Source organism: Vibrio sp. B1FIG11 (assembly GCF_905175335.1).
Lineage (GTDB): Bacteria > Pseudomonadota > Gammaproteobacteria > Enterobacterales > Vibrionaceae > Vibrio > Vibrio campbellii.
Window position 1 is genome coordinate 162,765 of the sequence record NZ_HG992751.1, and the last position, 13,457, is coordinate 176,221.

Consider the following 13,457-nt stretch of genomic DNA (forward strand, 5'->3'; position numbering starts at 1 on the left):
ATGAAATCAAATCGAGGTTTTACCTTGATTGAGGTACTGGTTTCGATTGCGATTTTTGCCAGCATGAGCGTGGCCGCTTACCAAGTCGTATCGCAAGTGCAGCGCAGTAATGTTCTGTCGCAAGAACGCACCCAACGCTTGAATGAACTGCAGCGTGCGATGGTGATGATGGATAATGACTTCCGTCAGATGGCTATGCGCCAGGTGCGCACCAATGGTGAAGAGCCATCAAAGCAGTTGCTGTTTTGGTCCGAATACCTGCTGGATTCGGATGCGAAAGGTGTGCTGTTTGCGCGTTTGGGTTGGCACAACCCACAACAGCAATTTCCACGTGGTGAAGTCACGAAAGTGGGCTACCGCATTAAAGATGAAGTGCTGCAACGTGTGTGGTGGCGCTACCCAGATACGCCAACAGGGCAAGAAGGCATTGTGACGCCATTGCTTACCAATGTCGAAGAATTCGATATGCGCTTCTTTGATGGAAAATCATGGAAGAAAACGTGGGAAAACGGCAGTGAGTTACCCAAAGCTGTGTCTGTGATATTGAAGCTGAAAGACTACGGAGAGATCTCTCGTACTTACCTGACACCAAATGGAAAACTAGTATCAAGTAGTCAAGATAACTCTGGTGGTGGCAATTCATCTGGAGACAGCAACTCATCTGGTGGTAACAGTTCATCTGATGGGAGCGATTCATCTGGAGGCAGTAATGGCTAGTCGTCAACGTGGGGTCGCGCTCCTTATCGTGCTGATGTTACTTGCCATCATGACCACGATAGCCGCAAGCATGTCAGAGCGATTGTTTCTGCAGTTTCAGCGTGGTTCGAATCAAATTAATTACCAACAAGCTTACTGGTATAGCTTGGGGGTAGAAGCGTTGGCTGAGATTGGTATCGAACAGAGCTATGAAGACGACGATAACATCAACTTAAGTCAGCCTTGGGCGATAAAAGAGCAGGTCTACCCGTTGGATTATGGTCAAGCCGCTGGTCGCATCATCGATAAACAAGCCTGCTTCAATTTGAACGTGTTAGCGAGTGTACAACCCTCCGGGGATTCAACAAATCGTCCATACTTAGTACAAGTCTTCCAACGATTGATGGAAGAGAAAGACGTTGAACCTTATCAAGCTGAAGTGATTGCAGACTCGACTTGGGAATATGTCGATAGTGACAGCACGGTACGTTCGACGGCTGGTGTTGAAGACAGCACTTATGAAGCAATGAAACCGCAATACTTACCACCAAATGGTTGGATGGCCGATGCGAGTGAGTTACGTGCGGTTTACCAAGTGAGTGGCGATATCTACCAGAAGATAGCCCCAATGGTTTGTGCGCTTCCTAGCGATGATTGGCGTTTGAACGTAAACACAATTGACGTTGAACAAGCTCCTATCTTAGTTGCGATGTTTACGCCGGGCCTTAGCAGCAGCGATGCGGTGCAGTTGATAGAAAAGCGTCCTTTTGATGGTTGGGACAGCGTAGATGAATTTTTGTCTGAGTCAGAATTAGCTGGCTTAAGCGATGACGTAAAGAAAAATGCCAAAGGTTACTTAGGAGTCGACAGCGCTTTCTTTGAGCTGGATGTTCAAGTACTGGTGGATGAATCCCGAGTACGCCTCCGTAGCCTTTTACAAAGTACAGATAGAGAAACGGTGACTGTCGTTCGCCGTCGTTTTGGAGGAATCAGTGAGCGAGTTTCTGACCGTTCGGCTGAGTAGCGAACAACAAAGTACCATTCCATGGTTGGTATGGTCGACACAACAGCATGAAGTGATTGCCAGTGGTGAGCTTGCCGGATGGGAACATCTGGACGAACTGGCTGCTTACGCCGATCAGCGACAAATTGTGGCGCTACTGGCGAGTAATGATGTTGTGTTAACAAAAGTGGATATTCCACCAGGTGCTGCGCGTCAGTTTGACAGCATGCTGCCTTATTTGGTGGAAGATGAAGTCGCGCAAGACGTGGACAACCTGCATTTCACAGTATTAGACAAGCAAGCGGAAGCAGCACAAGTGTGTGCTGTCGAGCGTGCTTGGATTCAAACCATTTTGCAACGTTTCTCCAGCCAAGGCCTTGTTATTAAGCGCATGCTGCCTGATGTTCTTGCGATGCCTGTTGACGAAGAAAGCAGTTCTGCCGTCCAATTGGGTGAGCAATGGCTGATTCGTCATTCTCAAACTCAAGGTGCGGTTGTCGATGCGTCTTGGCTTGACCTGTACTTATCCTCTTACTTACAAAGTCATGAAGGCTGGAAGCTCGGTTGCTACAGTTCTGTGCCTGAGTCTGCAGTGTCAGATATCTGGGTCGCCAAGCCAGAAGAAATGGCGATGGCTCTTTTGGCGAAAGGAGCGACAGAAAGTAAGGTCAACCTACTGACTGGTTCTTTCAAGCCAAAATCCTCTTGGGGTAAGTACGTTAAGGTTTGGCAAAAGGCCGCGATTGCTGCGGGTGTATTACTTGTCGTGTTGGTTGGTCAGCAGTTGTTGATGGTGCATAAGTACGAAGCACAGGCCCAAGCGTATCGTGAAGAGAGTGAGCGCATCTTCCGCCAAGTTTTCCCGAATAAAAAACGCATTCCTACCGTTAGTTACTTGAAGCGTCAGATGACCGATGAAGAGCGTCGTCTGTCTGGTGGTTCGAGTGATGTGGCGATGCTGTCTTGGATTGCTGCACTGCCTTCGACATTAGGTCAGGTTAATGATCTTCAGATCACTAGCTTCAAATATGATGGTCAACGTGGCGAAGTTCGTATTCAAGCGAGCAGCTCTGACTTCCAGCCATTCGAGCAAGCTCGTGTGAAATTGGCAGAGAAGTTTAACGTTGAACAAGGTCAGCTGAACCGCAACGGCAATGTTGTGATGGGCAGCTTCGTGTTGAAGCGTCAGTGAGGTGATGATGAAAAACTTAATCGCACAAGCTCAAACTTGGTGGAGTAGCATCTCACAGCGTGAACAACGTTTGGTGATGGGCTGTGGCGCAATTGCTGTGTTAGGTATCATTTATTGGGGCATCTTGCAGCCAATGAATCAACGTGCAGAGCTAGCGCAGTCTCGAATTCAAAGTGAAAAGCAGCTATTAACGTGGGTGCAAAACAAAGCCGATGATATTACCGCACTACGTAAAAGCGGTGGTGTCAGCTTCTCTAATCAACCATTGAACCAAGTAGTCTCCTCATCGGCTCGTCGTTACAAAGTTGAGCTCATTCGCGTACAGCCGCGTAATGACAGTGTCCAAGTGTGGATCAAACCATTGGCGTTTAACCAGATGGTGGATTGGTTGCGTTATCTAAAAGAACAACAAGGGATTGAGGTGGAATTCCTAGACATCGACCGTACCGACCAAGCCGGTATGATTGACGTAAACCGCCTGCAATTTAAGCGAGGTTAAGGTGAAGAAAGCCGTTCTTTATGTGGTGATTTTTATTGCCTTTTTCTCGACCAGTTTGATCGCTGGCTTGCCAATCTCTTGGGTATTGCAACAAGTGCCGACGGTAAGAGGTTTGGATATTCAAGGTGCGCAAGGCACGGTTTGGCAAGGTAGTGCATCCAATGTGCGTTGGCAGCGTCAAAACTTAGGTGAAGTGAACTGGGACTTCCAACTTTCTGGCCTATTTACTGGTAAAGCAGAATTCGCGGTACGTTTTGGTCGTGGGAGCGATATGGACGTGCGTGGACGTGGCTTGGTTGGCTACAGTCTTACCAGCGGTCCATACGCAGAAAACTTAGTTGCGTCGATTCCAGCGGCCAAAGTGGTGGAGCAAGCTCGCCTTCCTGTACCTGTTGGTGTGGATGGGCAGCTTGAGTTGAACATCCGTCATGCGACGTATGCGGAACCTTGGTGTAAGACGGCTGAAGGCACGCTAGTTTGGAGCGCAAGTGGTATTCAAAGCCCACTTGGCAGTCTTGAACTAGGCCCTGTCATTGCTGATTTAAACTGTAAAGACAGTGTGCTTTCGGCATCGGGTGAGCAAAAGAGCAAGCAAGTATCGGCGGCGTTTTCTGCTGAGCTAATGCCAAATCAACGTTACTCTACCAAAGCGTGGTTTAAGCCAGGAGCAGAGTTCCCATCAGGCATGAGTGACCAGCTGAAATGGTTAGGTAATCCAAACGCTCAAGGGCAATACGAGTTTGATTACAAAGGGCGTTTCTAGCCAAATCTGTCATTCAGAACATTATCAAAGAGCTGCCAGTGTGCAGCTCTTTTTGCTTTTGGATCATGGTAGGCCAAACCCTCTATTCGCTGTACAAGAAATCCAGCTGATTATGGGGTTTGGAGTAAACTGTTGATTTTTAATTGAATAACTTAAGTGTGTACAGCTAAGTAAGCATTTAGATCATAGTAGGCCAAATGCTTCTATCGCTGTACAAGAAGAAAAAAGAAAGGCCACGAACTCGATTCGTGGCCTTTTAAAATCTAGCAATGGGGCTGATTGGGTTGGGGTTAATCTTTGCGCTGTAGAATCTCATCCCATGGCAAATCCGCATCGCCCAGTACGATGAAGTTCGGGTTCTCCAACGTCTCGCGCTCATTGTAAGACAGCGGTTCAAGTTGCGTACTGAGAATTCGTCCGCCCGCTTCCTCAACAATGCACTGCGTAGCAGCGGTATCCCACTCGCCAGTTGGACCTAGACGTAAATAACAGTCCACTGCACCTTCAGCAACAAGGCACGCTTTGAGTGCGGCAGAGCCGAGTGGAATTAAATCATAGTTCCAAGCGCTGCTCATGCGGCTCGTGATGCGGTTGATGTCTTGGCGACGACTGATTGCGATAGCGATGTTTTGCCCAGGTTGTTCATGTTTGTGAGTGTGGATTTTCACGCTCTCAGACATGTCTGGAATCTTCCACGCGCCCTTGCCGTTGTAAGCATAATAAGTCACGCCAGAAACCGGACCGTAAACCACACCCATGGTTGGCTTGTTGTTGTCGATAAGGGCGATAATGGTCGCGAAGTCACCGCTGCGCGCGATGAACTCTTGTGTACCATCAAGTGGGTCAACCAGCCAGTAGCGTTCCCATTGCGCACGTTGCTCTAAGCTGATGTCCGCGGCTTCTTCAGAAAGCACGGGGATATCTGGCGTAAGCTCGCTTAAACGCTCGGTAATCAGCTTGTGCGCTGCGATATCAGCACTGGTGACTGGGGTCTCGTCACTTTTGGTGTAAGCTTCGTACTGCTTTTTCTCGTAAATATCGAGAATCAATTGTCCCGCGCTGCGAGCAATTTCGATGACTTGCGGGAGCAGGTGAGATAAATCTTTTGTCATTGGCATAAGTAATGGTCCTTTCTCACAATTATGGTCCAGCTCTTCGGCTGCGATTAGTTTTGTTTGTGAGTGGTGTTTTGTAAGTGTTTCAGTGCCAACATCAACGCTGTGATGCTTCGTGCTTCACAAAAATCTAAGTGCGTTAATAGTTCTTCCGCTTGCGCTAATGGCCAGCGAACGATTTCTAATGGTTCTGGCTCGTCACCTTCTTGTTTCTCAGGGTATAGGCTCTGTCCTAAGAACAGCGTCATTTTGCTGGAGAAGTAAGAAGGTGCAAGGATCACCTGTTTTAATGGCGTTAGCTCATGAGAGCCGAAACCAATTTCTTCTTTTAACTCTCGATCGGCCGCTTGTAATGGTGTCTCTCCTGGGTCGATAAGACCTTTCGGAAAGCCCAGTTCGTAGCGTTCTGTGCCTGCCGCGTACTCGCGTACTAACAGTAAGTCACCTTGCTCAGTGACAGGCACAACCATCACGGCATCGCGACCACTTGGTTTCATGCGTTCATAAGTACGCAGTTCGCCATTAGAGAAGCGAAGGTCGAGGGCTTCCACAGCAAACAGCTTAGATTGTGCGACCGTCTGACAAGAGAGAATCTCTGGTGGGGTCCTTTTCGACATAACGCTGGCTCCTTAGTGTCGTTAACTCATCGAGGGAAATGAGATTTCTTAATATATGAGAAGAAAGCTCGAGTTTCTAGCGTGATGATTCAGCTTAACTCAATTGAAAACAAAAATGGGAGGCAAACGCCTCCCATTTCTCGTCGATATGCATTACTAGCAAGCCATGAACGACTTAGTAGTAAGAGTGATCACCACGATCGTGCTCAGTTGCATCGCGAACTGCTGTCAGTTCACCAACGAATTGATTAAGAAGCTCTTTTTCAATACCTTCTTTTAGTGTCACATCGACCATTGAACAGCCGTTACAACCACCGCCAAATGCAACGATTGCGATGCCATCGTCCGTGATTTCAACTAGGTTTACGTGACCACCGTGACCTGCAAGTTGCGGGTTCACTTGAGTTTGGATCACGTACTCAACACGCTCTACAAGCGGTGCATCGTCAGACACTTTACGCATTTTTGCGTTTGGCGCTTTTAGCGTTAGCTGAGAGCCCATTTTGTCTGTCACAAAGTCGATTTCAGCGTCTTCTAGAAACGGTAGGCTTAGCTCGTCAATGAATGCCGAGAAACCGCTGTAAGGGATTTCTGTGTCAGTGCCTTCAACCGCTTCTGGTGGGCAGTAAGATACGCCACACTCTGCGTTTTGGGTTCCTGGGTTAACAACGAAAACTCGGATGTTAGTACCTTCAGGTTGTTGGCCTAAAAGGTTGGCGAAATGCGTTTGCGCAGTTTCTGTAATAGTAATATTTGACACGACGAATACCTGAGTAAATTTGTAGGCTATTGCTGCTATTCTACTCCTGTTACCGCCTCGGTCTAGTCTTTTTGATGCTAAGACATGGCGAAGCGATCTAGAGCGAACCGGGCGCAGGAGTTCTGCAGATGCAGTAAATATCGATGCTTTCTACGCCAACTTCAAGTAGTAAATGACATAATTGTCGGACCGTACTACCTGTTGTAACCACATCATCCACAATCGCGACGTGGGAAAAGTCCACCTCACCTTGTAGGGCAAATGCCCCTTGCAAATTTTGCTCGCGACTGGCTTTTTTGTTTCCTCGTTGTGATTGGACGCTTTTGACGCGTTTAAATACCTTGTTTTCATAGCGCACATCTAAATGATGGGCGAGGTGTTTGGCCAAGATGTGGCTCTGGTTGAAACCTCGTTTTAAGAAGCGCTGCCAGTGAACTGGCACACTTGTCATCACTGGGGCAGGCTGCTCAACTCGCTCTGCTAATAATTGAGTGAGCGCGCCCACATGCCAGACTTCGCCGTGATCTTTAAAACGCTGTACTTGTTGAGAGAGCGGGAAGTCATAATCCCCCAAGGTATACAAACGCCGCCATGGTGGTGGCTCTTTCAGGCATTCTCCACACTCTGTGGCGGCTTGTGATTCCTCTTCTGTCATTTTTAAACCACAACGTACGCAGCGCTCAATTGGTGTGAGGTGGTCAAAACAGCTGTCACACCAACGCATTAGGTTGGGCGTTTGGCGGTGAGGCATGGGAAATCGGCATAATCCGCATTGGCTACTGAGTACGCGATGCATGATGTTTTGCCATTGATGAGATAACATACAATCCATCCGAGGTGTGCGAGTCATTAGACTAAAGCTTGGATTGCATGGTAAGGAATAAGATAAGTGGGAGAGAACGAGAGCATGAGCACGAATTTACACTGGCAGTCATTTGGTCAAGGACCAGATTTGGTGTTGCTTCATGGTTGGGGTATGAATGGTGCGGTATGGCAGCAGACCGCCGAGTCTCTTCAACCTTATTTCCGAGTGCATGTGGTCGATCTTCCGGGGTACGGACACAGCGCAGAATCTCACGCTGAAGACTTAGCAAAAATCGCTGACCTTGTTCTGCAAGACGCACCAGAAAAAGCTGTCTGGCTTGGCTGGTCATTAGGTGGCTTGGTGGCAACCCACATTGCACTTAATGCTCCGCAGCGTGTAAGCAAGTTAATCACGGTAGCAAGTTCACCAAAATTCGCCGCTGAGCGTCCTTGGCGTGGCATTCAACCTAACGTGTTAACCGCATTCACCGATCAATTGCTGGAAGACTTCTCTGTCACTATTGAGCGCTTTATGGCGCTGCAAGCGATGGGCAGTCCATCTGCGCGCAAAGACGTTAAGCAACTCAAACAAGCAGTATTATCGCGTCCGCAGCCGAATCCTGATTCATTGTTGGTTGGCTTGAATATTCTTGCCGATGTGGACTTGCGCGATGCGCTGACTTCTCTCTCTATGCCGATGCTGCGTCTTTATGGTCGACTTGATGGTTTAGTGCCAATCAAAGTGGCAAGTGACTTAAGTGAGCAGTTGCCAAGCACTCAGCAGTTCGTTTTCAACCAATCTTCTCATGCGCCGTTCATGACCGAACATGAAGCGTTTTGTCTCCAAGTGCGAGAATTTGCCGCTTAATTAGCGAGTCTACAACTCTAAGCGAATAAAACCCTAAAGCTGCTTAAAAATTGGTCGATATAAGTTTTAGCGAACTCTTCTTGCGGGAGGAGTTTGCTGTATTGACGAGTTGGGCGACTCTGAGGAGGGTTCGCAATGATTGTGTCACCGGCTAACGTAAGCGTGCCACTGATCGCCCCATCCGTTAATGTGCAGACGGAACAAGCTGCTCGTGACAATAAAGTCCGAGAACCTGTGACGCCAACAGTCGCACTGGCGAAAACCAATGCGGAGCGCAAAGTAAAAAGTGATGAGAAGCGGCGACGCCAATCCTCGTGGGACCCATCGGAGCATCCAGGCTACGAAGTGGGACCCGAGGTGGATACCCGTTATCACGAAGAACCGGAAGACACGCTAGAACGTCTGTTCGGTTTGCTTGCGCTCAAGAGTTACAGCGAAGATCAGGGTAAGGGTTACGCGATACGCTTTCGATTACCTAAGCGCATTTTGGATGCTGCGGTCAAAGAGGGATTGATGGAAAAGCGCAGGAAGGTGATTAAGTTTCATTATGGTCACTCGGTCGCGCCCCATACACCGTCAGAAGTGATAGCAGTATTATGACGACTCAATATCCTACTCAAATAAAAACGCTCCAAGCAGAACAACTGATTGGAGCGTTTTTTTTAGCTATCAAAGCTCGTTAGCGGTGAAGCCTCGTTATTGGTGGTGAAGCCTAGGCGAGATTACTTTTTCGCTTTAGCAAACGCTGCTGCAAAAGCACCGCCCATTGCGCTGTTAGATGATGAGTCATCACGGCGAGGGTGACGACGCTGCGGTTGGTCATTACGACGCGGCGCTGCTGATGAGCGTTGGCTACGGTTGTCTTGACCCGGCTCGTCGTTCAAACGCATCGATAAACCAATACGCTTACGCTGCACGTCCACTTCCATCACTTTCACTTTTACGATGTCGCCCGCTTTCACCACTTCACGTGGATCAGACACAAAGTGGTCTGTCAGTGCGGATATGTGCACGAGACCATCTTGGTGAACGCCGATATCAACGAAAGCACCGAAGTTGGCTACGTTCGATACCACGCCTTCTAGAATCATGCCCGGCTCCAAGTCAGAAACCGAGTTTACGCCTTCTGCGAACGTTGCTGTTTTGAATTCTGGACGCGGGTCACGACCCGGCTTATCTAGCTCTTTGATGATGTCTGTAATGGTTGGAACACCAAAGTTATCGTCGGTGTAATCGACCGCATGCAGACCTTTTAGGAAGCTTGAATCACCAATCAGTGCTTTGATGTCTTTGTTGTTCTTCTCAGAAATCGCTTTTACCACGGGGTACGCTTCTGGGTGAACCGCAGACGCATCAAGTGGGTTCTTACCATCCATAATGCGTAGGAAACCTGCACACTGCTCGAACGCCTTAGGACCTAAACGAGGTACTTTCTTCAAGGTTGTACGTGCTTCGAAACGACCGTTTTCATCACGGAAGTCGACAATGTTCTGTGCGATGGTGCTCGACAAGCCCGCTACGCGCGTCAGTAGCGCCGCAGAAGCAGTGTTCACGTCCACACCGACCGCGTTTACACAGTCTTCCACAATCGCATCTAGGCGTTTTGCCAGCATTGATTGGCTAACATCGTGCTGGTATTGGCCCACACCGATCGACTTAGGATCGATTTTCACTAGTTCAGCCAGTGGGTCTTGTAGACGACGAGCAATCGACACCGCACCACGTAGAGATACGTCCATATTGGGGAACTCTTTCGCTGCAAGCTCAGATGCTGAGTAAACCGAAGCGCCCGCTTCACTCACGATGATTTTCTGAACTTTCAGGTTGCCACGTTTGATGACGTCTGCGACAAAGCTGTCGGTTTCACGTGAAGCCGTGCCGTTACCGATCGCAATCAAATCGACGTTGTACTTGCGCACCAACTGATCAACGATTTGCGCTGACTTGTCGTATTGCTTTTGTGGTGGGTGAGGGTAGATGGTTTCGGTTGCAAGCACTTTACCAGTCGGATCGACAATAGCGATCTTCGAGCCTGTGCGCAGACCCGGATCGAGACCAAGTGTTGCACGAGGGCCCGCAGGCGCAGCCATCAACAAGTCTTTTAGGTTGGTGGCGAATACTTCAATCGCTTCGATTTCTGCGCGCTCTTTCATTGCGCCCATTAGCTCGGTTTCCATGTGCATCGATACTTTGATACGCCATGACCAGCTGATCACTTGCTTGCGCCATGCATCCGCCGGTGCGCTGCTGAGTGTCACGCCGTAGTGGTCTGCAATGATAGTTTCGCAGTAAGACTGACGTACGCCTTCTTCTTGCTCTGGATCGGCATTCATTGCCAATGTCAGGAAGCCTTCATTGCGACCACGCAGCATCGCCAACGCACGGTGTGATGGTACTTTGCTTAGTGGTTCGTTGTGGTTGAAGTAATCTTTAAACTTCTCACCTTCTTGCTCTTTGCCTTCAACGACGCGAGCGCCCATTTCCGCATTGCGGTTTAGGTGGCCACGAATTTTCTCTAGCAGGTTCGCGTCTTCAGCGATGCGTTCCATGATGATCGCACGCGCGCCATCCAGTGCGGCTTTGGTGTCTGCCACACCTTTGTCTGCATCAAGGTATTTGCTTGCTTCGCTTTCTGGCTCAGTTTGTGGGTGATTCCAAAGCTGGTCTGCAAGTGGCTCAAGACCGGCCTCAATCGCGATCTGGCCTTTGGTGCGACGCTTTGGTTTGTATGGTAGGTACAAGTCTTCAAGGCGAGTCTTGCTGTCTGCCTGAGTGATCTCTTGTTCGAGTTCTGGCGTGAGTTTGCCTTGTTCTTGGATCGATTTCAGGATGGTTTGACGGCGATCGTCCAGTTCACGAAGGTAAGACAGACGGCTGTCTAGAGTACGCAGTTGGGTATCATCAAGGCCGCCCGTCACCTCTTTACGGTAACGAGCAATAAATGGGACTGTGTTACCGTCATCGATAAGGGTTACAGCGGCATTGACTTGCTCAGGGCGAACATTCAGCTCTTGAGCAATCATGCGACAGATAGCTTGGCTCATCCGTGTATTCTCTTTAATTCTGTTTGGGTATTGGTTGTGTATAGAACATTGGGGTCATTCATGGAATTTGCAATGTTTTAAACTAGTAACTCAAAAATTTACTGAGCGTCGGTGGACATTGGTCAATTTTGTGTCAAAACTGTAATTAAATTCAGAACTTATTCAAAAATGACTGCCTATATTCTGTACCTTGGCACTTACGGAAAACAATAATGAAAAAAAATGTCTTTGGCTGTGGCGCTTTCAGGTGCCTTGTTAGTCGCTCCATTTTCTTGGTCGCAATCTTTATCTGCGACTACTCAATATCCAATCTATCAACTTGACGGCAAAGTGGTTCTCGGTCGTGTTGAAAGCGTTTATTACAGCGAGATTCCAGAGCTAAGTGATGTTCCTTTCATCGGCAAGATTGATACCGGCGCCGACACGACCTCAATGCACGCAGAAAACATTCACGTCAGCAGCAGCAACCCAGAATACAAAAGCCTCAAAGATAACAAGCTGATGTGGGCAATCATTGATGATCTTGGTGGCACCAAAGCCAAGTGGGATGCTGACAGTTTTAAGCCGTACCAAGTGACCGTGAGTTTCACTATTCATCATCCGTACACAGGCAAAGAAATTAAGATCACTGATGATCTTGAACGCATCAGTGCGATCCGCAGCCGTACCAGCGAAAAACCAATTCTCCGCCCGACGGTGAAAATGCCGATGACCATTGCAGGACATACTGTGGACACCGTGGTTAACCTGACCAAGCGCACTCAATTCTCAGCACCTATCTTGATCGGTAAGACTTACCTCGACAACAACGCGTGGGTATTTGCTGGTTACGATTACCTGCAAGAGCAACAAAAGGCGCAGATGATCGGTAAGAAAGAAACGGTTGAAGTGGAAGGGGTGCCATACAAGGTGAGCATTTCAACTTCTAGCCGTTACACCAACGTGCATGCGTTGAATATCAAAGTGGATAAGAAGAAAAAACAAGTTTCTTTCACTTTAGAAGGTGAGAACGGCAAGCGTCATCCAATGACCCTACCATTAGTACGTATGTTGAAAACCAGCAAGAGTGAGCGTCCTTTGGTTTATCTTCCGGTGAAAGTGAGTGAAACCGAGACGCAACAATGGCTGGTTTACTTGCGCGATCGCAGCAGCTTTAGCTCGCAAATTCGTCTGGGTAAAGACGTTGCAAGCCAGCACTTCGTGATTGACACTGACAAAGAGAACTTGCTCGGTGGCGTTGAGAAGTCATTTAAGAATGCTCTGAAATCTAAGCCATTGGTTATCTCACCTGAAGAGTCAGTCAATATTGATGGTCATGTACTGCCTGCGTATCCAACCTTCGCGGTTAAAACGCCATTGTTGCGTGTGGATGGCTTTGAATTGACGGAAAAAGACAAGAAAGAAGTCGTGACCTTCTATCTGCCAAGCGCGAAAGGCAAGGAAGAGAAAATCACTAAACACGTATTGAAGAAGCTCAAAGTGGGTGACTCGGTTCGCCCAGTCGTTGAGGGTGACTTCCTATTTGGTGATGAAGAGAAGAGCATCGAATTTGCCATTGATGTATTGGAGAAAGACGATCAAGAACAGCCGTTCTTTGTCTTCGGCCACAGCATGGCGAAAGGCGGTGTGCTGTTGAATACACGCGCTGATCACTTATTGGATGCGCGTCCGCTGTTTAAAGCCGGTCATATTGAAGTGGCGGAAGTGGAAGGCATGTCTTTCCCGGTGAAATTGGATACGGGCGCGGATGTGAGCTCAATTAATGCCAAGAACATCAAACAGTTCAAGAAAGATGGCAAAGACATGGTGAGCTTCACCTATGAGAACGACAGCGGCATGAAGAAGGAATTTACCAAACCCGTTGTCGACGTGATGCGCATTAAAGCCAAGAAAGGTGAGAAAGCCAACGTCCGTCCGGTGGTGGAAATGCATGTTAAGCTTGGCGAACTAGAGAAGAAGGTTCGCGTTAACTTGCAAGACCGTAGCCGCTTCCATTACAGCATGATTCTGGGTAAGAACTTCTTGAAGCACGGTGCGATCGTTGCCAGCGATACCAACTACATTGTGACCGAGAAGCCTGACTACGAAGAGTAACC

Annotated in this window: 13 protein-coding genes; 8 read left to right on the plus strand and 5 right to left on the minus strand. The window is 48.4% G+C overall.

All coding sequences use genetic code 11. The annotated features are described in order from the left end of the window. The 5 genes from gspJ to KHO06_RS00775 are packed head-to-tail and all read left to right on the plus strand — an operon-like array spanning position 1 to position 4,153. Entirely contained in the window at positions 1-717 is a 717-nt protein-coding gene (gene gspJ / locus KHO06_RS00755; RefSeq protein WP_086371192.1) for a type II secretion system minor pseudopilin GspJ, read from the plus strand. Next, positions 710-1,720: a type II secretion system minor pseudopilin GspK gene (gene gspK, locus KHO06_RS00760; RefSeq protein ID WP_010650507.1), complete on the plus strand. Its 1,011-nt coding sequence runs from the start codon at positions 710-712 to the stop codon at positions 1,718-1,720. Before gspJ ends, gspK begins: the two co-directional genes overlap by 8 nt. Beyond that, a complete protein-coding gene (gene gspL / locus KHO06_RS00765) occupies positions 1,689-2,891 on the plus strand; it encodes a type II secretion system protein GspL (RefSeq protein WP_212581941.1) in 1,203 nt (400 codons plus the stop codon). The genes gspK and gspL overlap by 32 nt, the downstream gene beginning before the upstream one ends. Positions 2,892-2,898: 7 nt before the next feature. Further along, positions 2,899-3,390 carry a type II secretion system protein M gene (locus tag KHO06_RS00770; RefSeq protein ID WP_005430160.1) on the plus strand — a complete coding sequence of 164 codons (492 nt, stop codon included), beginning with the start codon at positions 2,899-2,901 and terminating at the stop codon, positions 3,388-3,390. Between the two features lies 1 nt (position 3,391). Then, positions 3,392-4,153: a type II secretion system protein N gene (locus tag KHO06_RS00775; protein ID WP_212581942.1), complete on the plus strand. Its 762-nt coding sequence runs from the start codon at positions 3,392-3,394 to the stop codon at positions 4,151-4,153. 290 nt (positions 4,154-4,443) lie between these two features. On the opposite strand, the gene cysQ is transcribed toward KHO06_RS00775, so the two are convergent. The 4 genes from cysQ to KHO06_RS00795 form a co-directional block, all read right to left on the minus strand. Beyond that, entirely contained in the window at positions 4,444-5,271 is an 828-nt protein-coding gene (gene cysQ, locus KHO06_RS00780; protein WP_005430183.1) for a 3'(2'),5'-bisphosphate nucleotidase CysQ, read from the minus strand. 47 nt (positions 5,272-5,318) lie between these two features. Further along, entirely contained in the window at positions 5,319-5,885 is a 567-nt protein-coding gene (nudE, locus tag KHO06_RS00785) for an ADP compounds hydrolase NudE (RefSeq protein ID WP_005430103.1), read from the minus strand. 175 nt (positions 5,886-6,060) lie between these two features. Continuing rightward, positions 6,061-6,645 carry a Fe-S biogenesis protein NfuA gene (gene nfuA / locus KHO06_RS00790; protein WP_005430072.1) on the minus strand — a complete coding sequence of 195 codons (585 nt, stop codon included), beginning with the start codon at positions 6,643-6,645 and terminating at the stop codon, positions 6,061-6,063. 97 nt (positions 6,646-6,742) lie between these two features. Continuing rightward, on the minus strand, positions 6,743-7,468 hold the full coding sequence (locus tag KHO06_RS00795) for a ComF family protein (protein WP_212581943.1): 726 nt from the start codon (positions 7,466-7,468) through the stop codon (positions 6,743-6,745). A gap of 84 nt (positions 7,469-7,552) precedes the next feature. Between KHO06_RS00795 and bioH the strand changes: the two genes are divergently transcribed. Both bioH and KHO06_RS00805 read left to right on the plus strand, forming a co-directional pair. Next, positions 7,553-8,317 (plus strand): pimeloyl-ACP methyl ester esterase BioH, encoded by a 765-nt coding sequence (bioH, locus tag KHO06_RS00800; protein ID WP_212581944.1) that lies wholly within the window; start codon positions 7,553-7,555, stop codon positions 8,315-8,317. Between the two features lie 135 nt (positions 8,318-8,452). Then, positions 8,453-8,917: an ATP-dependent Lon protease gene (locus KHO06_RS00805; protein ID WP_212581945.1), complete on the plus strand. Its 465-nt coding sequence runs from the start codon at positions 8,453-8,455 to the stop codon at positions 8,915-8,917. 122 nt (positions 8,918-9,039) lie between these two features. Here the strand turns inward: KHO06_RS00805 and KHO06_RS00810 are convergent, their stop codons facing one another. Next, complete coding sequence (locus tag KHO06_RS00810; protein ID WP_212581946.1) at positions 9,040-11,361, minus strand: Tex family protein; 2,322 nt, start codon at positions 11,359-11,361, stop codon at positions 9,040-9,042. A 222-nt stretch (positions 11,362-11,583) separates the two neighbouring features. On the opposite strand from KHO06_RS00810, the gene KHO06_RS00815 reads away from it, so the two are divergent. Beyond that, positions 11,584-13,455 (plus strand): RimK/LysX family protein, encoded by a 1,872-nt coding sequence (locus KHO06_RS00815; RefSeq protein ID WP_212581947.1) that lies wholly within the window; start codon positions 11,584-11,586, stop codon positions 13,453-13,455. The last annotated feature ends 2 nt before the right edge of the window (positions 13,456-13,457 follow it).